The organism is Planctomycetaceae bacterium, from assembly GCA_039680605.1.
Lineage (GTDB): Bacteria > Planctomycetota > Phycisphaerae > SM23-33 > SM23-33 > JAJFUU01.
Genome location: JBDKTA010000034.1, coordinates 90,743 through 116,104, shown reverse-complemented (window position 1 = coordinate 116,104; position 25,362 = coordinate 90,743). Strand labels below are relative to the sequence as shown.

Here is a 25,362-nt window from a genome sequence, read left to right as displayed (position 1 = left end):
GCGGGGGCGGCGACTTGGAGAAACATCCAAAGCGGCAGCTACGGCCGCCGCATCTCTGAAAACGCGACGGTCAATCGCCATCTTTCCTGATACCGTTTTTGTTGTTTTCTCTGTCGCTCTGTCGCTGCACCTGCTATCGGGTCGGCGCCCAGTCATCTCTTCGCCCTGGCAGCGGGCATGGGCCATTGGGGTCAGGTACAATTGTTGTGTGACGGGCTACCCAGAGCTGCGGCTTCGGCTCCACCGGGGGCTACTATCAGGCGCCGGGTTTGCGGGCTTGGGGATCGCGTTATTGGGGGACTCGTTGACGAATCCTGCGGGCGCCGGCTTGGAGAAACTTCCAAAGCGGCAGCTACGGCTGCCGCACTCCATAGAATACGCCCGTGGCGAGTGCAAGGAATGTACAAGGCCTTGCCGGCCACGGGGGCCTTGCCGGCCACTGGGGACAGGTCCCATGATTCGTGAGAAGCCCGATCAGGCAATGGTCTCCGCGGCGGAAGGCAGCGTTTCATCTTCTCTGCGATCTTCGCGTTGCCTGCGGTGAAGTCTCCCGGTCAGGACGACGAAGCTCGGCAGCACCAGGGGGCGCACGACGAACGTGTCCAGCAGCATCCCCAGGGCGAAGGCGAAGCCCAGTTGGATCAGCAGGGCAAGGTCGCCGCTGAGCAGGCTGCCCAGCGTGGCGGCCATGATCAGCCCGCACGAGGAGATGACCGGTCCGGTGTGGATGATGGCTTCGCGGACGGCGTCGAGGGGGCTGTGGCGGCGGGCTTCCTGGAAGAGCCTCGCGGCCAGGAAGATGTTGTAGTCGACCCCGACGGCCGTGACGACGATGAACAGGAAGACCTGGACTTTCCAATCCAGCCCTTCTGCCCCGAGCAGGGCGACGAAGACCCAGTAGCTGATGCCCAGCGTGGCCAGGTATGTCAGGACGGTGGTGGCGACCATGAACAGCGTCAGCAGCACGTCGCGCAGCAGGCACAGCACGACGGTGAAGATGACGCCCAGGACCATCGGGACGATCATGTGGAAGTCGCTGCGCGTGACGGTCTTGACGGCCAGCATCTGCGCAGTCGGTCCGGTCAGGTAGACGCGTCCGCCCAGAGCGGAGGCGGCCTGGGCATCTAGGGTTTTCTGGATCATGTCGACGTGGCCCATCGCCGCCAGCGTCAGCGGGGCCTCATCGAGCACCAGGACCATGCGCATGGCTCTGCCGTCGTCGCTGAGATATTCTCCGGCGATGGCCTTGTCCGCCAGGCGCAGCAGCAGGGTGGTGAGCGTGCCTCCGCTGTTGACGCCGACGGGGCTGCTGAGGCTTCGGATGTTTCCGGCGATGCGGGCGCCTCCGTCGGTCAGCTTGAGCATGGCATCGGACAGGGTCTTGCTGTGGGCGGTCCACTTCGCCCGCGTCAGCGGCGCCGGGGCCTCGATGACGGCAGTGACCGGGCCGGTCTCGCCGCGCGGCCAGTGGCGCTGCGCCGCCAGCAGCCCCTTGGGCGATTCATAATCGCCGCGCAGGTCGGCCAGCGTGTCGTACACCCAGGTGATATCCAGCGCCCGTGCGGCGGGGATCGCCATCAGCGCCACCGTCACCAGCAGGATCGGCAGCGGGCGGGCGATGACCACCCGCGCGACGAAGGGCCAGACCTTGCGGCTGACGGCGGGGGTCTGTGAAACGGGCCAGAACAGTCGCCGCCCCAGCACCGCGACGATGGCCGGCACCAGGGTCAGTGCCGCGGTCATCGCCACGACCAGGGCGATGGCCACCGCCGGTCCGGTGCTGCGGAAGATCACGAACGACACGAAGCTCAGCGTCAGGATGCTCAGGGCGTCGGTGATGCCGCTGGCGAAGATAGCCGAGAACGTCCCCCGCAGCGCCTCGGCGGCCGCTCGCAGCGGCGCCGCGTGCGCGTCGAGCGTCTCGCGGTAGCGGCTGATGTACAGCAGCGCGTAATCGGTGCCGGCCCCGTACAGCAGCACCATCACGAAGATTCGCTCGGGCGTGCCCAAGGGCATGCCCAGGGTCTGGAGGACGTCGAGAATCTTCAGTGAAATGACGGCCGCGGCGCTGATCGCCGCCAGGGGAACCAGCGCCGCCAGCGGCGCGCGGTACACCAGCAGCAGGATGATCAACACCGCCGCCAGCGTCACCAGCGTGGTGCGGTGGCTGCTGGCGCCCGAGGCCTGGCCGTAGTCGTGCCCGAACGCGGCCGAGCCGGTAATGTGAGCGGTCAGCCCGGCCGGGAGCTTAGCCGCCAGGAGGTCTTGCCGGATGGCCTCGACGGCGCGCGTGGCGGCGATGGTGATGAAGTTGGCCTGGACATTGACCATCAGCAGCGCCGCCTGCCCGTCGCTGCCGGCGGGGCTGATCAAGGGATTGCTCCCCTGCGGCAGAGCGATGGCGCCCGGAGATCGCACGGCGTACTGGGGCAGGCGGGTGCGGATGGATGAGGCCATCGCCTCGACGGCGGCCAGATCCGCGGGCGTCAGGGCGCCCTTGCGGCGCTCGAGGACGATGACGGCCTCGCTCTGGGCGGCCATCCTGGGGAAGTATCGCTCCGTGACGGCCAGGGCCTGGCTGTAGGGGGAAGACTCAGGCAGATAGCTGCGGACCTCGGAGGTTCCCGGCTCTACCGGCGCCGTCCAGAACAGCAGGGCGGCGGTGAGGGCGATCCAGAAGGCGATGAACCCCCACCGGCATTTTATAACGATGTCCGCAATCATGAATGTTCCGGCTGAAGCGATCGGGCAGCGGCGTTCACTTCATTTTGAGTTTGACGCCGTTGTCCTTCCAGTCCTTGGCCATTACTCGCAGCTCTTCCAGGAGCTTGTTGGCCTGATCGCTGGTGTCGACGAGGTTGTTGTAGAATTTCGGGTCGTTGAGCAGCTTGGCCATCGAGCCTTCGCCGGTGTTGACCTTGCTGACGGTCGTTTCCAGCTCCGCCAGCAGGGCGGACAGGCGTGCGGTGTCTTCGAGCAGGCCCCGGGAGATGTGTCCGGCGTCGGCGCCGACCTGGGCGGTGGTCTTCTGGATCTCCAGCAAGGTCTTGTTGGCCTGCAGGGAGGCGTCGGAGAGGTTCGTCAGCAGAGCGGTGAACTGCTGCTGATTCTTCTTGTCGAGCATCCCGTTGAGGTTGTCCAGCGCCAGGTTCATCCGCGCGATGGTGCCCTGCAGGCCGGGCTGCGACGCCGGTCCGCCGGCGGGGCCCGTGCTCGCAACGGCGCCGCCGGAGGCTTCCTGCGGGGCCACCAGGGCGTTGAGGCTGTCGGCGAGCCTGGAAATGCTGTTGAAGCCTTTCTCGACTTCCTCGGGCAGCAGGCTGGTCTTCAACTGCCCGGCCAGGACGGGGCTCCCGTCGGTGGGCAGATATTCCATTGCCTTTCCGGTCCGCGGGTTGATCGGCGCGGGCCCTTCTCCCTGGAGCTGGATGTACGCCCCGCCGGCCAGTCCCTTGGAAAAGATGAAGGCCTTGGCGTTTGCGGGGACGCGGACGTCGGAATAGATCCGCGCGGTGAACATGACGCCCTTTCGGCTGTCGCCGCCGGCGAAATCGATCTTGGTCACTTCGCCGATCTTGAGGCCCGACAGATGGACCGGGTCGCCCTCGTGGGCGTCGGCGGTGGTGGGAAAGAGCATGGAGATCGTGTACCCGCTGCGCAGGACCACGGGCAGTCCGGCGAAGATCAGGATCATTGCCGCCAGGATCAGCAGGGCGACGATCACGGTGATTCCCACGGCCACATTTCGAGCGGATTCTTTCATGGCTGGATCCTCAAGGTATGGCGGGGGCGCCAAACGGCTGCCGGGCCAATCGCCCGGCGCGAATCTGTTCGAGTTCCTCGGCGCTGGCGCGCCCCTGGACGAAGCGCAGCACGGTCTCGTTGTCGATGGTCGCCAGGCCCGCCGGCGTCGTGTCGGCGATGAAGACCCCGCCGTAGAGCATCACGATGCGGTCGGCGATCTTGCACGCGGAGGTCATGTCGTGCGTGACGACGACGGCCGTCGTCTGCAGCGCCTTCTGCAGGTTGATGATCAACTCGTTGATCAGGTCGGCGCGGATGGGGTCCAGCCCAGTGGTGGGCTCGTCGTAGAGGATGACCTCCGGTCCCAGGGCGATGGCCCGCGCCAGGGCGACGCGCTTCTTCTGCCCGCCGGAAAGCTCCTCGGGGTACTTCTGCTGCGTGCCGTCCAGGCCCACCAGCGAGAGCACTTCGCGGCAGCGGGCCTTCTGGCGCTCCGGGTCGCTGACGTGGTTTTCCGCCAGCGGAAAGACGATGTTCTCCTGGACGGTCATCGAGTCGAACAGCGCGCCGCCCTGGAAGAGAAACCCGAACCGCCGGCGCACGTCGACCATCTGTCGCTCGCAGAGCCCGCCGATGGGGCGGTTCCTGAAGAACACCTCGCCGCGGTCAGGGCGGATCAGGGCGATCATGTGCTTGAGCAGCACGCTCTTGCCGCATCCGGAGGGGCCGATGATGACGGTGGTCTTGCCCGCCTCGATCGCCAGGTTCACCCCGCGCAGCACCGGCTCGCCGTTGAACGACTTGTGTACCTCCTGCAGCCGGATGATGGCGTCGGCGTCGTTCATGGCACGTCTTTCAGCAAGCGGATCATCGCAATTTCATCGCAGGCGTCGACCTTCGGGCAGGCGACGCATTCGCGCCAGACCTTGGCCGGAAGCGTCATCCGGTCGATCCGGACAAACCCTTGCGCGGCGAAAAAGTCAGCCTCGTACGTCAAGGCGAAGAGGCGCCGCACGCCAAGGCGCCGGGCATCGTCAACCGCCGCGGCGATAAGCTGCCGCCCCACGCCGCTGCGGCGAAGATCCGGCGCCACGGCCAGGCTCTTGACCTCGGCGAGGTCTTCGAACGAGACGTCGACGGCCACGCATCCGATCAGCCTGCCCTCGTCGTCGCAGGCGACGGTGAAGTCGCGCAGGTGGTCGTAGACGCTTTCAAGGCTGCGATGGAGCATCCTGCCGCGTTCGGCGTAATAGCCGACCAGGTCGCGGATCGCCACCGCATCGCTCAAAATAGCCGCTCGCAAGATCATTCCGCTATTGTAACGCAGGCGGCACAGGCTTTCTAGGCTGTGTCATTCTTCCATGATGCGCAGAAACACAAGCGGGCCACAGGCTGGAAAGCCTGTGCCACCAGAGGCCTGCGGCTCGATATACAAGAGCAGGGCGATTCCCGCCCGCCTAGAATAATGTGCCGGAAGGGAACGAAATGTCTTCGAATGAAGGAAATCGATTTGAGGCCGGTATCGCCGAGCCGCAGGCGGCCCAGCCGTGCGTCTTCGTGCTCTTCGGGGCCACGGGGGATCTGGCGGCCCGCAAGATCGCCCCGGCGCTGTACAACCTGTGGCGCGAGCGGCTGATCGGGGACAACTTCGTTGTGCTCGGCGTGGGGCGCAAGGACCACGATGACGAATACTTCCGCAACGCCATGCGCAAAGCGGTGGGGGAGTTTTCGCGGACGCCCATCGACGAAGCCGCCTGGCAGCGGGCGGCCCAGCGATGGTTCTACTTGACCGCCCAGGCCGATGCGCCGCAGGACTACGCGGCCCTGTCGCGCCGCCTGGACGAGTTGGACGAGCAGTACGGCACGGGCGGCAACCGCGTGTTTTACGATGCCATGCCCCCGGCGGTGCTGCCCGAGATCATCAAGCAACTCGGGGCGGCGGGCCTGAACGCTCCGCGCCGGCGGAACCAGTTCGTGCGCCTGGTGGTGGAGAAGCCCTTCGGCGAAGACCTCAACTCCGCCCGCGCGCTGAACACCTTGCTGGCCGAATGGTTCGACGAAGACCAGATCTTCCGCATCGACCATTACCTGGGCAAAGAGGCCGTCCAGAACATCCTGGCGTTCCGCTTCGCCAACGCGATCGTCGAGCCGCTGCTCAACCGCCAGTTCGTCGACCACGTGCAGATCACGCTGGCCGAAACCGTCGGCATGGAGGGGCGGCGCGGGCCCTACTACGAGACCGCCGGCGCCATGGGCGACATGGTGCAGAACCACATGATGCAACTGTTGACGCTGATCGCGATGGACCCGCCCAACCGGATGCGGGGGACGTACATTCGCGACGAGAAGATCGAAGTGCTCCAGGCGATCTCGCCGCTGACGCCCGAGGAGGTCGCTGTCCGCACGGCGCGCGGTCAGTACGGCCCCGCCGACGGCCAAGCCGGGTACCGCCAGGAGGAAGGCGTCGCCGCCGACTCGCAGGTCGAGACCTACGCCGCCGTCAAGCTGTACGTCGAGAACTGGCGCTGGTCGGGGGTGCCGTTCTATCTGCGCACGGGCAAGTGCATGGCGGGCAAGCTGGCGCAGGTGGTGGTGGTCTTTCGCCGCGAACCGACGCAGTTGTTCAGCGAGTCCTCGTGCGACGTGCGCCACGCCAACGAACTGGTCATCCGGATGTATCCCGAGGAAGGCATCAGCCTGCGGTTCGACGCCAAGGTTCCCGGCGTGCGCATGATGCTGCGACCGGTGAAGATGGACTTCAGCTATCATTCGACGTTCGAGTCGGCCTCGCCCGAGGCGTACGAGCACCTGCTGCTGGACGTGATGTGCGACGACCCGACGCTGTTCATCCGCAATGACGAGGTCGAGGCCTCGTGGAAGATCGTCGACAGCATCCGCGCCGGATGGCGGGTGAACGCCCGCCCGCCGCTGGAGACGTACCCGGCGGGCAGTTGGGGTCCGCCCTCGGCCGAGGCGCTGTTTAACGATCCGTATATCCACTGGAAAAATACATGAAGGCGTGATATAAAACTCCGGGAAAACTGCCCATGTCAAAAGCAAGTACGCGAAACGTGTCCGTGGTCGTCAAGGCCACGGAAGAGCAAGTGAACGACGCGGTGGTGGACATCTTCCGCCAGAGCATCCGCGAAGCCGTCGACGCCCGCGGCGTCTGCACGCTGGCGCTGGCCGGCGGAACGACTCCGTACGCGCTGTATCTCAAGATGGCCCGCGTCCTGCTCCAGGACGAGGTGCCCTGGGCCAGCGTCGAGATCTTCTTCGGCGACGAACGCGACGTGCCGCCCGACGACATCGAGAGCAACTACGGCATGGTCCAGCGGACCTTGCTGGACTACCTGCCCATCGAACCCAAACGCGTTCACCCCATGCCCACCGACGCCGAAGACCTCAACGCCGCCGCCGCCGACTACGAGGCCCAGGTGCGGGCGATCGTGCCCGCCGGACCCGACAAAAAACCGTCCTTCGACCTGATCCTGCTGGGAATGGGGACCGACGGACACACCGCCAGTCTCTTCCCCGATTCGCCGCTGCTGGCGGAAAAACACAAGCTGATTGCCGTCGACTACGTGCCCAAACTCGGCCGCAAACGCATGACCTTCACTCTGCCGCTGATCAACGCGGCCCGGCACGTGGTGTTCCTGGTGACCGGGCACGACAAGGCTCAACCCGTCGCCCGCGTCCTCAGCGACGACAGTGACCGCATCGAGTTGCCCTCGGCGTGGGTCAATCCCAGGCACGGCGCCCTGACGTTTGCCCTGGACGCGGCTGCGGGAAAGATGGCGGGGTTGCGGCCGCAAGAATAGCGGCCTGATTAAAGGGGAAAAGCCGCGGCGGAGGCACTAAATGAAGAGGTACTTCGTTGTGTGGATTACTTTTTCATTTGGTGCCGTGTACCCCTGCCCGGCGCAAGTATTCATCAAAGCCACACAAAGGTTTTGATAAATACCTGGTGCCTCCGCCGCGGCTTTTCCCCACCATCGAGGCATGGGCGAAAAAAAAGTGGTCCGGATTTTACTTGAATGGTGAACCGCCTGCGATTACAGGCGTAGGACAAAACGTGAGGCTCAGGTCCCCCCCCGCCTGAGACTCCGGGGCGGGTCCGGCTTGCCGGGCCCGCCCGCTTTATATACTCAGCGGGGTTTGTGCCATTTCGGCGGCGGCGGCGGCCACATGAAAGTTCTGGGCTCGCCATTGCTGGGGAGGCATTCCCAGGGTGCGGCGGAAAGCGCGGTTGAGCGAGAGGCTGTTGGTGAAACCGCACTGGTCGGCGATGATGCGCACCTTGTCCTGCCCGTCGCGGAGCATCGCCATGGCCAGTTCCATCCGCTTGTGCTCGATTTCACCGGCCAGGGTTCGCCCGGTGTGCTGCTTGAGGACCGCGTCGAGCCGCTGGCGGGTCAGCCCGATCTCGCGGGCGACGCGCCCTGGGGTGATCGCGTCGCGGAAATGTTTCCAGATGAACGTGATTGCCGCGGCGGCTTCTCTGTGCGGAATCGCCACGCAATCGCTGCTGCGCCGCGTACACACGCACTTGGGACGCACCGGCGGCAGGAACCCGCCCTGCGCCGCCCCCGACATCAGCCCCCTGAGGGCGCCGGCCGCCTGATAGCCCATTTGCTGGTGGTCGGCGTCGACCTGCGAGAGCGGAACCGGCGCCAGGTCGGACCAGTAAGGCTCGTTGCCCGGGCCGATGATCGCCAATTCTTCGGGGATGCTGATCCCTGCCTCCAGGGCGACGTTCTCCAGCGCCACCGCGTCGGCGTCGCTGCAGGCCAGAACGCCAAGGGGAACAGGCATGCCTGCCAGGACGTTGGGGCCGATATCGATTCTGTGGAACACTCTGTCGGCGCCGGCGACAACCTCCTGGAACGCACTCATCATTTCCTGGCAGGGGCGGCTTGGGGCTGAACTGGCCCAGGCCAGGTTGTGGTATCCCCGCTGCAGGAAGTACTCCGCCGCCATGCGACCGGCCCAGCGGTGGTCGGGCATGATCGTGGTCACGCCGTCAAATGGCTGATCGGCGATGTTGACCAGCGGCAGGCCGCTGGCACGAATGTTCTCACTGAGTTCCGGCCTGGCCTGCAGAGAGGCAATGATCCCGTCGCCGGTCCAGAGCGGCCTGGACGCGTCGTCTTTGCGCCAGGGGGCCATGTTCAGCAACCAGTGATTTTCCCGCGCGAAATCGGAGATGCCCCGCAGCATCTGCACGCTCAACCCCGGGCCTACCGTAACGGTCTTGCGGAACCCTGTTGTCAGATCGGACATATCCGGCACATCTCGCTTTTTGCTCACCATCGTCATTCCCCATGCTCCCGTGTCCGGCGTCTTCCGTTCGGACCGGCGTATTATCAATGAGGGGTTGAAGATACGTCAAGACAATAATTTGAGGCGGCAACAAAATTCCAGCCGGGGGCACTCCCGCCTCAGGACATGGCATGCGACAATCGGACCAGAGTTTTCGGCGGCGCGAAAGAGCGGTTCAGGGCTTGACGCGACCGGCGGGGTCGATGGCCGCCGAGAGGGCGACGATCTCGTATTCCTCTTCTGCGCCCTCTAATTTCAGCACCGCCCGCTGCCCGATTCGCTTGCCCATCAGGCTCAACGCCAGGGGCGTCTGGTAGTTGAAGATGCGCGTGGCAACGTCGCTTTCCCACGGGCCCAGCAGCGAGATGTCCGTTTCGCTGCCGTCGCTGCAGCGCCGCAGCGTCACGCGAGATCCGACGCTGACGGTGTCGGCCGGGACGTCGTCAGCGTGCAGCACGCGAGAGCGGACCAGGTCGCCCTTGAGGGCGCTGACCTTGGCCTGAAGGCGGCGCTGCTCCTCGATGGCGTATAGCCAGTCGCTGTTCTCGCTGAGGTCGCCCTTCTCGGCGGCCTCACCGATGCGTTTGGAATTGGCCGGAAGCGTGATCTCCTCCAGTTCCTTGAGCACCGCTTCCTGGCTGCGCAGCGACCCCTCGGTCGTCCACAGAACCGTCTCGTCCAGCCAGGGCGCGACCTTGGTCTCGAGGAAGAGCTTATAGAACCGCTCGCGCAGGATCGCCAGCAGGCGCGGTCGCGTGCTCTCGCTCAGGGCGTCGTTGCGTTCGACGCGCCGCTTCATGGCCGCCCCGACGCCCTCGGTCATCGCCGCGGCGGCCTTTCGGAAGGTGCGGCAGTCGTCGGCCACCAGCGCCGAGCGGATATGATGGAACGACTCGCGGCGGAAGTCGCGATCGTCCAGGATCTCGCGGGCGACGGTCTCGCCGGCCCCGAGCACGCGCGGCAGCAGTTCCAGCGGCGGGGGGCAGTTGGGGATGGCCTCGGCGGGCCCGCGCCACAACCACAGCAGCGTCTGGAGATGGGTGACCGGGTCTGCCAGCGCCGCGCGCATCGCCGCGTCGACGACAGATCCTCCGGCGCGCCGCGCCAGGTCGTCCAGCGACTCGACGCCCAACCTCGGGAACAACCGCGTGAACTGCTCGGCCGCATCGCTGCGCAGCGCCAAAGCGTCCAGGGCGGCGTCGCGCAGGGCCGCGTCGCTCAGCGCCGCGATGGAGGCCGCCGCGTCGGATAGTTCGGCGACCGCCTCGGCGGCCGAAGGATGCTGCGACTGCGGGTGGGGCAGTCCGCCGCGGACCAGGGCCTCGATGGCCAGCGTCGCCACCAGCGCGTCGGTGGGTCGGCGCTGGCGGAACTGGCGGGCCTGCTCGGCCAGCGTGTTCATGATTCCGCGGGAGAACCCGCTGTCCAGCGGCGTGTCGCGGTGGGGGGCCTGGGCCAGGTACTCCAGCGCCACGGCGTAGAGGTCTGCCGGCGTCCGCGCCTCACCGAGGCGCGGGGCCAGTTCCTCCTCCAGCGACAGCCCGTGCGGATGGTACTTCACCACCGCCGGGCTGCGCCCTTCCAGCACGAGCTGGTGGCTCTTTTTGACAGCCGTTCGCGCGCGGCCCCACCATCCGCTCCAGGCGCCGGCGTCCAGGTACTTCGGCACGAGAAGGTCCTTGAGGGCGCCGGCGTCGATCTGTCCGCCGTGGGCCATGCAGATGCCCGTCAGCACCGCGCCGGGATCGCCGGCCAGCAGGTCGGGCAACTGTTCCCGGCGGAACGATGCCAGCACGCGAAAGTCGTTATCGGCGGTGCAGCGATAGTCGTCTGCCAGGGACGGCGGATCGAGTTCAATCCGCCCGCCGTGGGGGTCCGTCAGTTCAAAGACCTTGCCTGCCGCGTCGAATCGCTCGACCCGAAGGACTTGTCCGGACTCGTGCGGGTTGACCAGGTAAGAGCCCAGCCGCGCGCAAAGGCAGATGTCCATCGCGGCGATCGCCCGGCGCAGGGAGCAGTTGGTTTCCAGCCCCGAGGCCGCCAGGAACACGTCCAGATGTTCCGTTCCGGCCAACGCCTTGCGGTAGAGTTCGGCGGCGGCGATGCGCAGTTCGTCGCTGGGCGGTGCGGCGGGCAGAAACCCGCGGACGGCCTTGAGGGCCTCGGCGGGGGGGCGCTTCTCGACGAACTCGCCGACGGCCATGGTCGCCAGGGTGGTGGCCGTGGCGTCGTGCCCGGCGGCGGTCAGCGCCTGCAGCACGGTATAGAAGGTCTCAGGCGGTTCGTTGGTCTCGATGGCTTCGAGCCATGCGTCTTCTACGCTTCGGAGGTTGTTCTGTTTGATCCAGCTCTTCACGTCGCTAAGGTTCACGCAACTCTCCCTATGCGCCGCCTCGACGACGGCTTGTCACCCGGATAATCGCATCAGGATACGCCAGCGGCGTCCGCGAGGCCACGAAAAGTTGTGCCCGAACAAAAGCACGATCTGGGTTGGGGCAGAGCCATTTGGGGGCATATAGTCTCAAGCCAAGGGTCAAGTCACGCAAACCAGGAGCTGGGGCGATGGGCAGAACATCCTTCGTGAGCCTTGAGGACAGGCACGTTCAATGGTTTTCTCCGAAATCGCCAGGCGCCGACGAGCCGCAGTTGTGGATCCGCGGATATGCCCGCTTCGGTCAGACGCAACTCACTGACCAACCGCTAGCCCAGGCCGTTGCGGAATCGTGTCGGCGGGAAGGCGGACTTTGGCACGACGCCCTGGTCAAACTCATCCCGGCCCTCAATGGCGCGTGGGCCCTGGTGGCCAGGTGGGCGGACGGGCGGATCGTGGCGGCCGTCGACCGCGTGCGGAGTATTCCCCTGTTCTATGTCGATGCCGACGGCGAGTTGATCGTCTGCGACACGCCCGAGGCCGCCCAGCGCCGCGGTCATGCGCGGAACGTCGACCTGCTGTCCGCCTATGAGTTCCTCTTATGCGGTTACGTCACCGGCCGGACCACGCTGTTGGAGGGGCTGGCGCAGTTGCCTTCGGGCACGATGCTCGAGGCCGCCGCGGCCTCTCCGGCTGGCAGTGCGGTCGTGACGCAATACTACCACTGTCTGCCTGTGCGCGAGATTCAGGGCTCGCCCGAGCAACTCAAGGCTCAGATGATGGACATCTTCGAGCGCATGTACGGGGCGTTCGTCCGCAGCAACCCCGGTACGATTCTGGTACCCCTGTCGGGCGGATTGGACAGCCGGCTGAACGTCGCCATGCTTAAGCGCCTCGGCGCCGATAACGTCGAGTGCTTCACCTACGGTCGGCCTGACGACATCCAATGCCGCGTCAGCCGCCAGGTGGCCGAGGCGCTGCATTACCCGTGGCACATGGTGGAGTACACGCCGCAGACCTGGGCGGACGTGATGGGCAGCCGCCTCGGAATGGACTATCTGACGTATGCCGCCAAGGCGACCAGCCAACCGCAGATGCAGGATCTTCCGGCGCTGGTGGAACTGATGGGTCGCAAGTGGCCCCAGCCCCCGGTCTTCTTTCCCGGGCACAACGCCATCCTGCCCACCAAGTATGAGGAACTCACACGCCAGGCCAAGAGCGTCGCCCAAACGATATTCGACCGCCATTACTTCTATTTTGCAGCCAATGGCAGCCCGATGACCCAGCGTCTCAAAGAGAAGATCGCCGAGCTTACCGCGGCGCCCGCCGGCGGCTGCGATGATCCCATCGCCCGGTGCGAAATGTGGGACGTGGCCTACCGCCAGTCGCAGGTGATCGTCAATAGTGTCCGGCTATATGAATATCTCGACGCCCGCTGGCAGGTCTGCTGGGACTACGAACTGATGGATTTCTATGTTTCCCTCTCCCGGCAAATGCGCCTGGGCAAATCGCTATTCACCCAGACCCTGCACGACCTGGTTTTTACAGGCCCGGCCGCGGCCTTGCGCGACATCCCCGCCGCGAAAAACTCTTCCGGTTCAGCCCTGTTCTGCTGCAGTGCCGAGGAGCGGATAGCCGCGAGGCCGCCCCGGCAATACAAGCTGCTCAAAACCGTGCTGAGCCGGATGGGGCTGCTGAATGTGGCGCGAAACCTTCGCGAAAAGCGCACGCTCGACGGCCGGCTGCTCCAGACCACATTCACCCTGGGCAAGAGCCCCTGGCGGTTGACCCTCAAGCAGGCGCTGGCGCCTTTCCACACTCACGACGCCCTTCTCCCCGCATTGCGGCCGTATCTCCGCCCGCAGTGCGGATTGCGGGTCGACACTCTCGACCCATGCGTGCTGACGGCGGCGGTAACTCTGGGCCAGATATGCGCGACAGTCCAAACCGCCGCGACGGCGACTGATCCGCACGCCCAGGAGGGCATGTCAATGCCCGCGCAAGGCGCCACGGCGCTCGAATGAGCCGACGCGCGGCTCTTAAGAACCGTTGTCCTTCGGCGCGCCGATATGGCCATAAGTTGGTGCCCTCCACACCCTGAATATTGTCTGCGAAGTCTACCGCATTTGTTATGGGGAGTTATCTTATAGCCCATAGTAAAGGTTCCCGATTACATGCCTGGCGAAGTATGTGTAAGAGTCTAGAGGTTAATGTGTTATAAGATGTGGAGTAAGTGTCGTTCTTGGCGGGATAACAGGATGCTGTTCTGTGGAAAGCAGATTGCTCTGGAAACCATTTGGCTAATCGAAGATCAGGTCTATTATAACTAGCGGCCAGTGGGTTGTGGGTAGCCGACCTGTCTTTAAGTTCTGATGACGGCCTCGTGAAGCGTTTGTCCCAAGATCTCTATGCAAGGGAAGATTCGATATGCTTAACCAGAGTGCGAAATGGGTGGACGTCCGCCGGGGCGCGGTCTTGCGCTGGGTTGGTCTGGGGCTGGTCATAGTTCTGACGCTGACAGCGGGGGCGCAGGGTGCTCCGATTCCTCTGATCGAAATCGATTTTAACGCCGCGGATGGCAACAGCTCGCTCGTCAACCGCGGCTCCATCGCTGTGACGGGGACTTTCTCGGGCAACGCGGCCTACTCGACTGCCGACGGACCCTACAACACCGCCGGCTACGGCGCGGTCTTTGACGGCAACAGCGACTATGTGTCGTTCGCCAATGCCAGCGTCGGCGCCGCCCTCAACGGGATGACGCAGTTTACCATCACCGCCTGGGTGTACCTGACGAACGACGCCCAGGATCGGCGAATCGTCACCAAGGTCAACGGCAATCCTGGCTTTGAGTTTATGATCAAGAACAATGACAACGCCAAGCTGATGGTGGATAACACGGCCGTCGATGCCGACGTGAACATTTCGCTTAACACCTGGATGTTTGTGGCGGTCACGTATGACGGAACACAACACGGGGCCGGGATGCCCAACAATGTGGTGTTCTACTCCGGGACCGCCCTGAACGACACCCTGTTCACCGGCGCCACCAAGAAGATCGACAAGCAGGCGGTGGACACCAACACGGGCGACTTGCGGATCGGCATGAACGACACAGACACGGCCAAGGCCTGGCAGGGCGGCCTGGACAACATCCGCATCTACAACAGTATTCTGACCACGACCGACCTGATCGCGATCAAGGACTTCAGCGACGGGACCGCTCTGTCCTCGGCCACGATCAATCTGGGCGCCTCGGTCGCCCACAGCAACATCCTTAAGGGCGGTTCGACCGGCGTCACGGCTACCCTCAGCAGTGCCACCGGGAGCAATCTCGACGCGGTGAACTGGAGCGTCAACAACGGTGGCACGGCCGGGCTGGTTCTGGCGGGCAGCGGCACGAACCTGGCGGCCGGCACGTCTGCCCCGGGCGTCAACGGGACGTTCACCGGCTCGGACTACGGCGACGTCACCGTGACCGCCGGGGCCGCCGCAACCAACGTCGTGCTGGGAACCGGCGCCAACGGGTCCCCCGCCGCGCAAGGTGTTGTTATCACCGTCGGTAACGCCACGGCAGGAACAGGCGCCTTTGACGGCACCGGCAATCACACGCTCTACGCCGACGTCGCCCCCGGCGGGAGCATGGCGGGCCTGGCGTCGAGAACCGTCAACAGCCTCTCCACCGAAGCGATCATCCTGGCTGGGACCAACGCCGGCGGCTCCACCGTCGGCATGAACTGGCGCACCCGCACGCCCGACGAGATTTTCGACGGCGTTAATCCGGTAGCGCCTCAGGGGGTCCTGGGCGGCAAGAACGGTTTGGTCAGCGACGTGGTGGAAGTAGGCGGCACGGGCAGTAACATCTACGTGTTGTCGATGACATACAATCCCGCCGATCTGTGGATTCCTACGGGATACACTGCCGACACGCTGGCAGAGAACGGGTATATCTTCCTTGCGCGATCGGACAGTTCGGGCTGGGGCCAGGCGGCCGGCGGAGCGTTTACGTTGGGAGCGTTTGAGGACACGAACCTCGACGGGCTGGGCAACGACCTGGGACGTTGGGGCGTCGATCCCGCGACTCATACGGCATGGGCTGTTGTTGATACCGGCGGAGTGTTCGCTGTGATTCCCGAACCGGCAACGCTTACCTTAACAATCCTGGGGGGATTGGCATATTTTCTTTTCCCAAAGCGGAAATGACTTTTCACTGAGGCTTCCTGACAGACGGACTCGATTTGTGTTAGGATCCCCGTCGTGACAGTTCAGGAAGATAGTTCGCTCTTCGACGTGGCGGTGGTCGGCGCCGGCGCGGCGGGGCAGATGGCGGCCATTGCGGCGGCTCAGGGCGGTCGGCGCGTGGTGCTGATCGAGCGGATGAACCGCGCGGGGCTGAAGATTCTCGCCAGCGGCGGCGGGCACTGCAACATCGCCAACACGCTGCCCGCCGATCAATTCGAGGGGCGGTTCGGGCGACAGGGGCGGTTCATGTCGCCGGCGATCGAGGCCCTGGGAGAAGGGGGCCTGCCCAGTGTGCTCGAGCGACTGGGAATCCCCACGATCGTCGACGGGTGGCGAATCTATCCCGCCAGCCGACAAGCCGGCGACGTCCAGCATGCCCTTCATCGCCGCCTGGACGAACTGCACGTGACCACACTGCCGGGTACGGCCGTGACGGGCCTGTGGATCGAAGACGCGCGCCTGCGCGGCGTTACTTGTGGCATGGGCGTCTCGCCCATGCAGGCTCCCAGTGATAATCCGCCATCGCGGCAAATTGCCGCCGCCGTCGTGATCCTCGCCTGCGGCGGCAAGGGCTATCGCCGCCTGGGCGGTACCGATCTGGGGTACGACCTGGCCAGGCAGGCGGGACACGAGATCGTTCCACCGACGCCCGCCCTGGTGCCGTTGGTGACTCGCCAGAGGTGGCCGGCGGAATTGGCTGGCGTTTCGCTGGCGGCCGCCAGGATCTGGATCGACCTGCCCCGCCAGAGCAAGAGCGGCCTGACCGGCGAGATTCTCTTCACGCATCGCGGCCTCAGTGGTCCGTGCGTGCTGGACCTCTCCGGCGACGTGGCGGCTTTGCTGCCTCGTGGACCGGTGCCTCTGCGAATCGAACTCGAGGCCCGCGCCGACCGGGCGGTCTGGCAAGGTCGCCTCGAACGGCTCCGCCACACGGATGGGCGGCGCGGCATGGGCGGCTTGCTGCGACAATGGCTGCCCGGTTCGCTGGCCGAGACGATGTGCTCGCTGGCGCGGGTGCCGGCAGAGACCGCCGCGGCCATGCTGCCCCGGGCAGGGCAGGATGCTTTGGCCGAGTTGCTGGCCGGCGCGCCGCTGACGGCCGTCGATACAGAAGGCTTTGACGTGGCCATGGTCACTCGCGGCGGCGTCAAGCTTTCGCAGGTCGATCCACGCACGCTGCAAAGCCGCCTGCTGAGCGGCCTCTACTTCGCCGGCGAACTGCTCGACCTGGACGGCCCCAGCGGCGGATTCAATCTGCAGTGGGCTTTCTCAAGTGGTTGGCTGGCCGGAACCTCCGCCGTAGCATGGGCATCTTGCCCATGAGTAGCACGGGCGTCTCGCCCGTGATTGTTCTTCCCCCGCGCCGTGGCCTTCCGCCGTAATGTTTGCAGTTGCACACCCGATGGTTGTCTGGCCTGAGGGCCGGACAATGGCATCGGATTCATAAGTGGCCGTATATAAAGTACTTGTGTAAAATTGGCTTCTGCATCAACTCTGAAAACAGACAAGAAAAGACAATTGTTGCCTTGGTGGGGTGTCTTTTGGGAGCAATGCGCTGGTTTGCCCTCTCCGCGAATTCGCTGTGAAAAGTACAACAAAGTGCAAGGAAGCACAATTGTGGTGTGAGCTATCAGCTATCGGCTGTCGACGGCGGAGGGCACCAGGTTCTGCATGATCTTTGTCGATAATTCGTCGATATTAATCTGTATGCGATGGATGTTGGTCATCACGGTTTTGCTTTGCGCGGCGGCGGGGGGTGCTGCGCCTGGGGGAAAGAAGCCGCGGGCGCTGCCGGCTTTGCCGGTGCGATTTGAACTGGTCAGCGACCAGGTCGATGTGGCGACCATTCACGGCTGGAATACTTGCCGATTGCTCAAGCTTGACGGGTCGCTCTACGCCTCGGCGTTGGCGGCGCGGGCAGAGGATGACAAGACCGACAACTGGGCGGCGCAGAAGGGGATGGTCTTTCGCCGCGGCGACGACGACGAGTGGCAGCAGATCGCGAGCTCCCTGCCGCGGATTTACACCTGGGCGGCAGGGGCTGACGGCTCCGTCTGGGCGGTCGCGCCGTCGTGGTACACCAACACGCACACGTATCGCAGCGGCAAGGGGCCGGACTTTTCAGCCGGAGCGTTCAAGAAGGTCTACGACGGCACGTGCTCATACGAAGGCGTCGGCGCCAGCCCGGAGGGCAACGTCCTGCTCCTGCACGCCAAGAGCGCCAACATGAAAGCCGGCACGCCCAACGCCATCGTCGCGGCGTTCTGGGAGCAGGCGGCTGGCAAGTGGCACTACAGCGAACTGCCCACGCCCGAAGGCCGCTACGGGTACGCCGGCGTCATCGTCCGCGGCAACAAGGCGCTGGCCGTGCTGCAGTCGTCGATGGAAGACCCCCTGGCCAACCCCACGCCGCCGCACTACAGTTGGCGGCACGTGCGCCTGGCCCGCTGCGACGACCTGACCAAGGGCGTCTGGGTCTCCAAGCGCTGGCTCGCCCCGGCGTACGGCGCGACGAGCCTCTACGACCTGATCGCCGCGCCGGATGGCTGTGCGTATCTGTCGTATATTCACGCCGGGGCCGACACGGCTGAGGCGCTGGCCAAGACGCCGGTTCGACATTACATCGCCCGCATCCATGCGGACCTCAGCGTGGATGTCTTCGCCACGGGGTTGCACCTGGACGCGGCGCGGCTGGTGCTGGACGCGAAGGGGCGGTGGTTCGTGGTCGCCCGCCCAGCCCTGGGCGGCGACCTGCACCTGTGGTCGCTCGATGCGGCCAGCGGGTTCACCACGCTCAAGGAATATGTGCTGCCGGGCACCGAGTCGCTGACGGGCTACGTGCTGCACACGCTCAACGCCTCGCGCTTCGGCGGGCGCGACGACGGCGACACGATCCACATCATGAGCACTAAAGCCCTGCGGGCCCCCGAGGGGGGAAAGCTCAACCGCGCTGAACTCTGGCACGCGTACTTCAAGCTGCCGCAATAGTCGCCGGCATTGCATTGCCGGGGCGTTTGCGTATCATGCTGCTGCTAATCAGGAGCAGGCAATGAAACCGCGGATTATCAAGCTCGGCACGGTGGACTGCGACATGGTGGAAGTGCGGCCGGTCGTATGGAAGGACGCGCTCTACCGCTTCGAGTACGTGCGCCCGAATTACTGGGACAACGCCACCGGCGATTCGTACTTCCGTTTTGTCGAGCACGACAGCGGAGCCCCGAGCGAGCCCTTCGCCCGGGGATATCATCTGGGCAACGTGTGGGCCGAGGGCGACCTGCTGATCGTCACCGGCACGAACATCTGGGACGGCGAGCGCGTCGATATCTTCACCTCGCGCGACATGAAGACCTGGCAGACGTGGAACGCCCTGAACCTTTCGGGCTACGGAATCTTCAACACCTCGCTGTGCCGCGGCCCGGGCTATTACGTGCTGATGTTCGAGATCAACAAACCCAAGGACATCTGCGGCGTGCCCTTCACCGCCCGCTTCGCGACGTCGACGGACCTGAAGCGCTGGGACCTGACCAGCAACGAGTGCCGCTACGAGCCCGACCGCTACACGGCCCCGCACTGCCTGCGGTATCTCGACGGGTGGTACTACAACTTCTATCTCGAATCGATCGGCGGCGGGTACGAGCAGTATGTCGTTCGCTCGCGCGACCTGGCGCACTGGGAGAAGAGCCCGCACAATCCGGTTCTGGTGGCCTCGGACGAAGACCGCAAGATCATCAATCCGCGCCTGCCCAAGAGCCTGCACGAGCGCGTTGCGACGGCGAAGAACCTCAATAATTCGGACATCGACTTCGTCGAGTTCCGCGGGCGTACGATCATCAATTATTCCTGGGGCAACCAGGAAGGCATCGAGCACCTGGCTGAGGCGGTGTACGAGGGGACCGAGGCGGACTTCCTGCGCGGGTGGTTCAGTTAGCGGTTGTGGACGGGGTGGACGTTGTGGACTTTGTGGACCTATAAGGTCGCTTCCGTCCACATAGTCCACTCCAGTCCACTAAGTCCACATACATTCAACAAGCTGTGCCCCGTGCGGCGCAATTGCCTCTGATCGGTAGCTGCCGCCGTGCCGGCCAAGATCCTCGCCCGTCCAGAAATCGCGGAGCTTCGCCGCGCGGGGCAGGGGCACGTCGATCGTGATCGGCTCGTCCGTCCAGTTGAACAGGCAGGCCATGCGTTTGTCGGGCAGGTCGATGACGCCCAGGCGGAAGGTTGCGTCTTCGAACGTGGCGGCCGCCGGCGGCGGGGGGACCAGCTTCTTGAGAATCGCGATGCTCTCCTGCGACAGGATCGACAGCTTGTCGCCAGAGAGCACCATCCCCGCACAGGCGTAGATCATCGTCATGTGGAAGCGGTACTCGTCCGCCGTGGCCGTCGCGCCAGGCGTGTTCTCCAGCACGACGCAGTCCGGGTCGTTGATCCACAGCCGCCCGTGCTGCCAGTTGCGGTGGAACAACTCGGTGGCGATGGCCTTGAAGCTGCCCCACGAACGGCCGATGTCGTTGGTGACGCGCATCCCATGCACCAGGCCCAGCGAGCCCCACATCGGGGCGTTGCAGCCAAGCACGAAGGCATCCTCGGCCCCGCGCAGAACGGCGGCCATCCCGCGGCGGTAGGCCTCGATGCTGGTGGCCTTGCGGTCGTGGTGGACGCCGCCGGGGATCGCGCCCCAGGAGTTGGCGTCGAGCTTGAAGTACGTGCAGCCCCACTCGCGTCGCATCGTGCGGAAGACGCGCTCGAGGTACGCCTGCGCGCCGGGGTGCGTCCCGTCGAGCATGTACCACGGCGCATCGCGCCAGCCGCCGAAGGAGATCGTGTCCGACCTCAGCGGCTTGCCTGCGGCGTCCTGAACGAAATATTCCGGGTGCGTGCGGAAGAGCTCGGAGGCCTCGGAGGCGATGAACGGCCCCACCCAGATGGCAGGCTCGAGCCCGCGGCGGCGGATCTCGCCCAGCAGCGGCAGCAGCGCATCGCCGAAGCCCGGCGCCGGTGTCAGCCAGTCGCCCATGTGCGTCTGGTAGCCGTCGTCGATCTGCACATACTTGAGCTGCGGGATACGGGCGGTCATCGCGTCGAGGTTCTCGCGGATGTCGGCCTCGGTGATATTGGGGCCGTAGTAGTACCACGAGCACCAGCCCGTCGGCACCGGCGCGAAGGGCAGCGGGGGATGGTTGCGGGCGATCTGCTCGCCCGCGGCCGCCAGCAGCGCCTCGCGATCAGGACCTTCCTGCACGAAGAACTCTTCCAGCTCCCACGCCTCGCCCGATTCGATGACAATCCCCTCTGCGGCCAGCACGATCTCGGCGCGCCCGTCGGGCCACAGGCGGAACTCCCCGCTGAATCGCCGGCAGGAGGTGAACGCCGCCAGAATGTATCGTCCCTGGGCCGGACCAAGCAGCAGGAGGCTGTAGACGGTGAACGCGCCCGGAGTCTGCGGGAGCTTGTAGTGGTCCTTGTCGGTGTACCCGCCGATGCACTTGGGCAAGGCGATCGTGCCGCTATACTGGCTGAGCTTCTGATAGCCTTCGCCGTAGAACGCCGTTTCCGGCGGCACGGGCAACTGCCCGCCAAAGAGCACGATCTCCTTGATCGCTTGCGGCTTGCCGCCGGCGTTGATCAACCGTCCACGCCATAGATCGCCCTGCCATACGCCCTCGACGCGCAGGCCCGCCGCCGCGCCGTCGCGACCATCCGCCAGCACGATCTTCGGTGAGGACTTCAGAAACTCCGATGAGGTCATGTTCGCTCCGTTCTCGTTAGCGGTCGAGCTTGCTCGACGTGGTTTCGTGAATTAAACAACCGCGTCGAGCAAGCTCGACCGCTAAATATCAGATGGGCGGTCCCATGTCCAGCAGGCGGTTGTGCGGAATGCCGCGCGTCGTCTAGAATGCCCGGTCATGAACCGACTCTTCACATCGCGACGCGCCTTGGGGCGCACGGGCTTCATGGCCACTGGGCTTGGCATCGGCGACCTGGCCGATCGGAGCCTGTCGATCCAGCAATGCGCCGACACGCTGCGCCGGGCCATGGACGCCGGGCTCAACGTCATCGACACCGCCCCGGCGTATGAGGACGGCTACAGCGAAGAAGCGGTGGGGGCCGCCCTGGCCGGTCGGCGCGAGGGGATGTTCGTCATCACCAAGATCGATCAGCTCGATCAGAGCGTGGCCCCGCAGGTCGAGGGCAGCCTCGAGCGGCTGGGCCTGGACAGCGTGGACCTGCTGCTCTTTCACGGGGTGTCTCGCGTGCAGGACTGGCAGCGGATCGCGGCCCCCGGCGGCGGGTTCGACCAGCTCGCCCAGTGCATCAGCCAGGGCAAGTGCCGCTTCGCCGGGATTTCCAGCCATCATCCCGATGTGCTGAGCATGGCGATAGAGTCCGGGCGCTGCGATGCGGTCATGTTCGCGCTGGGGCCCTTCGCCGATGCGCGATACCGACAGGAGATTCTCCCGCAGGCCCGCGCCGCGGGCGTGGCCACGATCGGCTTCAAGGTCTTCGGCGCGGGCATGCTCCTGGGCGACACCAGCGGGTACGGCAGACCGCTGGCAGCCGGCAGCGCCGGCGGACTGCCCCGCCTGAGCGTGACGCAGTGCCTGCACTACACGCTCACACTCGACCCGGACGTGGCCTTGTTGGGCATGAGCACGCCGGCCGAACAGGACGCCGCCTTCGAAGCGGCGGCTTCATTCACGCCGCTGTCGGCGGACGAATCGGCCGCCATCGCCGCCCGGGCCGCCGAGGCGGTGGCCGGCAAAGGCACCTGTTGGTGGAATCCGTAGGCCGCAGACCATCAATGTTGTCGGCGGAGTTTCTTAGGGATGATATGAGCCGCTGAGGTCGCTGAGGTCGCAGAGGGAAGAGTTTGTTTTACCTCCTAACATCCTCAGCGTCCTCAGCGACCTCTGCGGCTTATTTGTCCTGGCCAAGCGCACGATGATCTGGCTTATCGCAGCAGCACCGCCCGCACGGGGGAGGCCTCGGCGCCGCGGATCTTCAGCGGCAGGGCGATCAGCGTGTAGCGACCCGGCGGCACGTCGTTGAGTACGAGCCCCTCCAGCAGGATGATTCCCGTCCCGAGCATCGCCATGTGGGCCGGGTATCCCGGGGCCTCGAACATGTCCGTGCTGAGGTAGTCCACGCCGACCAGCGAAAAGCCGCGATCTACGCACGCGCGGGCCGCCTCGCCGCTGACATAGGCGTAATCCTTGGTGAACTCCTGCTTGTCCAGCAGCCGCCGTGCGGTGTTGGCGGTTTTGAAGATGACGGCCTCGCCAGCGGCAGCGTCGGCGGCCGCGACGTGCTCCGCCGTGACGACCTGTACGTTTCCGCAGTCGACCAGGCAGGCCTCGAGCACGAACCGCTCGGGCCCGAAGGCGTCGAGGTTATCGCCTTTATCGATAAAGTGGTTGGGTGCATCCAAGTGCGTGCCGGTATGCACGCCCAGCGTCAAACGCGAGCTGTTGGCGATCGCCCCCTGTTCGATCCGCCCGCACCACTGGAAGACGAAGCCCTTGTCGCCCGGCCAGACAGGCATCCCCGGCCGCATCGCGGCGGTGATGTCGAAGACTTCGCTGTATCGCATGGTTTCTCCTGTCGTACTGAATTTCGTGCGGCCAATATACTGGATTTCGATGACGGCCAGTAGCACGGTTGGCGAAGTTCTCCGCAAAGTCACAGCCGCGGCTATCGCAACCAAGAACCTATATGGTGGTGTCACCGGGAATCCACGCTGCTGGCTTGACCATGCATGCTCACCCTCACCGTCTGGGGCGGGGCGCGTTTGGGATAGCTATCGGTCCCAGGGCGACAGTCCGAGTGCGCGAACTCATTCCCATGCCTTGCGCAACCTTTCGCTGTCGATTTTCACCATCTTCATCATCGCCTGCATCGCTTTTGTTGCCTTGTCCGGGTCAGGGTCAGCGGTCATTTCCATCAGCAGTCTCGGATCGATTTGCCATGACACCCCGAACTTGTCGGTCAACCAGCCGCATGCGACTTCCTGACCGTCTTGAGCCAATTTCGCCCAGTACTCATCCACTTCCTGTTGTGTGTCGCACTGCACCGAGATGGAGACACCCTGACTGAACGAAAACTGCGGCCCCCCATTGAGCGCGACGAACGGCCGACCCATCAACTCGAATTCCACCGTCATCACGCTGCCTGCGGGCGGTAATCCTTCGATATCCGGATAGTGTGTCACCCTCGTAATGCGCGAGTCCGGGAAGATTGACGTGTAGAATCGTGCTGCATCTTCGGCCCGGTCATTGTATGTGAGAAAGATGATGATGTCTGGCATAGATGTGGTTCTCCTCTTGCGGTATCTCAGTATCTCTTCTAGTATTGTACTGACATCTCCCAGATGACTTTCCGCTGACGACCGCCGTCAGCCGGCAAATAATTCTATGTCATGCCACCCGGCCGACCGCTAACGTCTGTTTCAGCGTCTTTCCCCAATCCTCTTAATCCGTTTCTAATCCCGTAATCCCGCTCTCTCCGGTCCCGGGCGGGAAAACTATTCCATCTGTGGGCGGCGGTCCTTATAATCCCACATTCCCCGCCCCGCGGCGGATGGTGAAGTCACCACCCTAGAGAACTTCAGGAGAGAGGTCAACATGCTGGTACCGATGAGAGTGCTGCTCGATCACGCTGCCGAAAACGGTTATGGCGTCGCTGCCCTGAACGTCAACAACATGGAACAGATCCAGGCGATCATGTCTGCCGCCAAGGCGACCGATTCGCCGGTGATCATCCAGGCCTCCCGCGGCGCACGCAGCTACACCAACGACGCGTATCTGAGGCACCTGATGCTGGCGGCTGTCGAGCTCAACCCGACGCTGCCGATCTGCCTGCACCTCGACCATGGCGACAAGCCCCAGACTTGCTTCTCGGCCATCGAGAACGGGTTCACGTCGGTGATGATGGACGGGTCGCTGCAGGCCGACGGCAAGGCGCCCAGCACGTACGAGTACAACGTGCAGGTGACCCGCCAGGTTGTGGACGCGGCGCACAAAGTCGGCGTCAGCGTCGAGGGCGAGATCGGCGCCCTGGGCGGCATCGAGGACGGACATGGCGCCGGCCTGAGCGAAGAGGAAGCCCAGCAGCACCTGACCGACCCGGCGCAGGCCGAGAAGTTCGTGGGCGACACGTGCGTGGACGCCCTGGCGGTGGCCATCGGCACCAGCCACGGCGCGTACAAGTTCAAGAAGAAGCCCACAGGCGAAGTGCTCAAGATGTCGCTGATCGAGGAGATCCACCGCCGCCTGCCCAACACGCACCTGGTGATGCACGGGTCGTCGTCGGTTCCGCAGGAACTGCAGGACATCATCAACAAGTACGGCGGGCAGCTCAAGCCGACCTTCGGCGTTCCGCTGGAAGAAATCCAGAAGGGCATCCGCCACGGCGTGCGCAAGATTAACGTCGACACCGACAGCCGCCTGGCCATCACCGGCGCGATCCGCAAGATCTTCGCCGAGACCCCCGGCGAGTTCGACCCGCGCAAGTACATGGCTCCCGCGCGCGATGCGATGGAAGTCGTCTGCCGCGAGCGCATGATCGCCTTCGGCCAGGCCGGACAGGCCGGGAAGATCCCGGCCAGGACGACCAAAGAAATGGTCGACTTCTACACGAAGAAATGCGGCTGCAAATGCGGTTGCAAGAAGTAGCGTTAACGAGTGGTG

General features: G+C 64.6%; 18 protein-coding genes. 9 read left to right on the top strand and 9 right to left on the bottom strand.

Features of this window, described 5'->3' with window-relative positions:
- Nucleotides 1–474: 474 nt before the first annotated feature.
- The 4 genes from ABFD92_10560 to ABFD92_10545 are packed head-to-tail and all read right to left on the bottom strand — an operon-like array spanning nucleotide 475 to nucleotide 5,053.
- Nucleotides 475–2,724 (bottom strand): MMPL family transporter, encoded by a 2,250-nt coding sequence (locus ABFD92_10560; GenBank protein MEN6504972.1) that lies wholly within the window; start codon nucleotides 2,722–2,724, stop codon nucleotides 475–477.
- Between the two features lie 34 nt (nucleotides 2,725–2,758).
- Complete coding sequence (locus ABFD92_10555; protein MEN6504971.1) at nucleotides 2,759–3,763, bottom strand: MlaD family protein; 1,005 nt, start codon at nucleotides 3,761–3,763, stop codon at nucleotides 2,759–2,761.
- A 10-nt stretch (nucleotides 3,764–3,773) separates the two neighbouring features.
- Nucleotides 3,774–4,589 carry an ATP-binding cassette domain-containing protein gene (locus ABFD92_10550; protein MEN6504970.1) on the bottom strand — a complete coding sequence of 272 codons (816 nt, stop codon included), beginning with the start codon at nucleotides 4,587–4,589 and terminating at the stop codon, nucleotides 3,774–3,776.
- Nucleotides 4,586–5,053, bottom strand: a complete 468-nt coding sequence (locus tag ABFD92_10545) for an N-acetyltransferase (protein MEN6504969.1) — start codon at nucleotides 5,051–5,053, stop codon at nucleotides 4,586–4,588. Before ABFD92_10545 ends, ABFD92_10550 begins: the two co-directional genes overlap by 4 nt.
- Before the next feature lie 176 nt (nucleotides 5,054–5,229).
- Between ABFD92_10545 and zwf the strand changes: the two genes are divergently transcribed.
- Nucleotides 5,230–6,759: a glucose-6-phosphate dehydrogenase gene (gene zwf / locus ABFD92_10540; GenBank protein ID MEN6504968.1), complete on the top strand. Its 1,530-nt coding sequence runs from the start codon at nucleotides 5,230–5,232 to the stop codon at nucleotides 6,757–6,759.
- Between the two features lie 32 nt (nucleotides 6,760–6,791).
- Nucleotides 6,792–7,565, top strand: a complete 774-nt coding sequence (gene pgl, locus ABFD92_10535) for a 6-phosphogluconolactonase (protein ID MEN6504967.1) — start codon at nucleotides 6,792–6,794, stop codon at nucleotides 7,563–7,565.
- A gap of 319 nt (nucleotides 7,566–7,884) precedes the next feature.
- On the opposite strand, the gene ABFD92_10530 is transcribed toward pgl, so the two are convergent.
- Both ABFD92_10530 and ABFD92_10525 read right to left on the bottom strand, forming a co-directional pair.
- On the bottom strand, nucleotides 7,885–9,027 hold the full coding sequence (locus ABFD92_10530) for a substrate-binding domain-containing protein (protein MEN6504966.1): 1,143 nt from the start codon (nucleotides 9,025–9,027) through the stop codon (nucleotides 7,885–7,887).
- Nucleotides 9,028–9,241: 214 nt separating this feature from the next.
- Nucleotides 9,242–11,437: a GreA/GreB family elongation factor gene (locus ABFD92_10525; protein ID MEN6504965.1), complete on the bottom strand. Its 2,196-nt coding sequence runs from the start codon at nucleotides 11,435–11,437 to the stop codon at nucleotides 9,242–9,244.
- 191 nt (nucleotides 11,438–11,628) lie between these two features.
- Between ABFD92_10525 and ABFD92_10520 the strand changes: the two genes are divergently transcribed.
- From ABFD92_10520 to ABFD92_10500, 5 genes are all read left to right on the top strand, one after another.
- A complete protein-coding gene (locus tag ABFD92_10520; protein ID MEN6504964.1) occupies nucleotides 11,629–13,461 on the top strand; it encodes a hypothetical protein in 1,833 nt (610 codons plus the stop codon).
- Nucleotides 13,462–13,864: 403 nt separating this feature from the next.
- Nucleotides 13,865–15,637 carry a LamG domain-containing protein gene (locus tag ABFD92_10515; protein MEN6504963.1) on the top strand — a complete coding sequence of 591 codons (1,773 nt, stop codon included), beginning with the start codon at nucleotides 13,865–13,867 and terminating at the stop codon, nucleotides 15,635–15,637.
- 54 nt (nucleotides 15,638–15,691) lie between these two features.
- A complete protein-coding gene (locus tag ABFD92_10510) occupies nucleotides 15,692–16,999 on the top strand; it encodes an aminoacetone oxidase family FAD-binding enzyme (GenBank protein ID MEN6504962.1) in 1,308 nt (435 codons plus the stop codon).
- A 480-nt stretch (nucleotides 17,000–17,479) separates the two neighbouring features.
- Nucleotides 17,480–18,664: a hypothetical protein gene (locus ABFD92_10505; protein MEN6504961.1), complete on the top strand. Its 1,185-nt coding sequence runs from the start codon at nucleotides 17,480–17,482 to the stop codon at nucleotides 18,662–18,664.
- Nucleotides 18,665–18,725: 61 nt separating this feature from the next.
- A complete protein-coding gene (locus tag ABFD92_10500) occupies nucleotides 18,726–19,604 on the top strand; it encodes a hypothetical protein (GenBank protein ID MEN6504960.1) in 879 nt (292 codons plus the stop codon).
- Nucleotides 19,605–19,682: 78 nt separating this feature from the next.
- On the opposite strand, the gene ABFD92_10495 is transcribed toward ABFD92_10500, so the two are convergent.
- Nucleotides 19,683–21,425 (bottom strand): alpha-galactosidase, encoded by a 1,743-nt coding sequence (locus tag ABFD92_10495; GenBank protein ID MEN6504959.1) that lies wholly within the window; start codon nucleotides 21,423–21,425, stop codon nucleotides 19,683–19,685.
- Nucleotides 21,426–21,582: 157 nt separating this feature from the next.
- Here ABFD92_10495 and ABFD92_10490 point away from each other — a divergent pair, with 157 nt between their 5' ends.
- Nucleotides 21,583–22,464 (top strand): aldo/keto reductase, encoded by an 882-nt coding sequence (locus tag ABFD92_10490; protein MEN6504958.1) that lies wholly within the window; start codon nucleotides 21,583–21,585, stop codon nucleotides 22,462–22,464.
- Nucleotides 22,465–22,628: 164 nt separating this feature from the next.
- Here the strand turns inward: ABFD92_10490 and ABFD92_10485 are convergent, their stop codons facing one another.
- Nucleotides 22,629–23,267: a cyclase family protein gene (locus tag ABFD92_10485; GenBank protein MEN6504957.1), complete on the bottom strand. Its 639-nt coding sequence runs from the start codon at nucleotides 23,265–23,267 to the stop codon at nucleotides 22,629–22,631.
- 243 nt (nucleotides 23,268–23,510) lie between these two features.
- Nucleotides 23,511–23,981, bottom strand: coding sequence for a VOC family protein (locus ABFD92_10480; protein ID MEN6504956.1), 471 nt, complete (start codon nucleotides 23,979–23,981; stop codon nucleotides 23,511–23,513).
- Nucleotides 23,982–24,297: 316 nt separating this feature from the next.
- On the opposite strand from ABFD92_10480, the gene fba reads away from it, so the two are divergent.
- Nucleotides 24,298–25,347, top strand: coding sequence for a class II fructose-bisphosphate aldolase (fba, locus tag ABFD92_10475; protein ID MEN6504955.1), 1,050 nt, complete (start codon nucleotides 24,298–24,300; stop codon nucleotides 25,345–25,347).
- Nucleotides 25,348–25,362 lie beyond the last annotated feature (15 nt).